2 protein-coding genes are annotated in these 1,001 nt (G+C 43.7%); one reads left to right on the forward strand and one right to left on the reverse strand.

From position 1 onward, the window contains the following. Window positions 1–760, reverse strand: a 760-nt coding sequence (locus AB5935_RS28380; RefSeq protein ID WP_410525563.1) for an FAD-dependent oxidoreductase, incomplete at its 3' end; no start/stop codon positions are given. Between the two features lie 45 nt (window positions 761–805). Here AB5935_RS28380 and AB5935_RS28385 point away from each other — a divergent pair. Continuing rightward, a partial coding sequence (locus AB5935_RS28385; protein WP_368328156.1) for a LacI family DNA-binding transcriptional regulator occupies window positions 806–1,001 on the forward strand: 196 nt, incomplete at its 3' end.

Consider the following 1,001-nt stretch of genomic DNA (forward strand, 5'->3'; position numbering starts at 1 on the left):
CCGTTACTTCGCCCGGACGAAGAGTGGTGCAAAACCAAGGACCTCCGAATTCGGGGATGCCAAGCTTCTCTTTCATTGCTAGAAGTTTCTCACGAACTGCAATGCAATGACAATTCTGCCCTTGTTTATTATGGTGCATGGCATCAATTATCATGGGCGAATCTGTATCCACACCTCCTAATATAAAATAGGTGGAAAGAGGTTGCAGCGGTTTACATTCATCAGTTTGCATCGGAACCCCCGCCATAGCGGCAAGGTCACCATCCCCAGTACAGTCGATATACATATCAGCACTGATAGCCTCTGTCCCATTCTTATTCTCAAAGAGGATACAGGATATTTTGCCGTCTTTTGCCTGGCAACCGCTTAAGTAAGAGTGCATATACATATCCACGCCGGCTTCCAACATCATTTGCTGGCATAAAAGCTTGTAAAGCTCCGGATCAAAAGCTACATTGCCAAGAGGTTTCTCAATGATACAGCCTCCCATCTTCTCCAGCCGTTCGATAAATTCCCATGGAATACCGCCTATCACCTTCTCATTATTATAGGTGAATACACTCAAAGGAGTAACAAGCCCCATTGTAGCCATTCCACCTAAAAAACCATATTGTTCCACAACAGCAGTTTTCGCACCACTGCGAGCAGCCGCAATGGCCGCTATGAAACCAGCTGGTCCGCCACCGCAGACAACTACATCATAGTTGCCCACAATTGGAAGCAAATGGGATTCGTATTTTACTCCAATATTAGGATTTATTGTTTGAAATCAATATCTTTGCTTTGATTTAAACAATCATTCAGCATGAAGTATATAACCATAAAAGACATCGCTCGACATTTGTCAATATCCGTCTCCACTGTATCTCGTGCATTGGGGGATGACAAGAATATCCGTAAAGAAACGAAAGAAAAGGTGATAGAAGCGGCTAAAAGATTGGGATATAGACCAAACCCTGTAGCAATCAACCTTAAATACGGACATACTAATACCGTGGGAG

The sequence above is a fragment of the Phocaeicola sp. RTP21198st1_B8_RTP21198_201120 genome, assembly GCF_040929485.1.
Taxonomy (GTDB): domain Bacteria; phylum Bacteroidota; class Bacteroidia; order Bacteroidales; family Bacteroidaceae; genus Phocaeicola; species Phocaeicola dorei.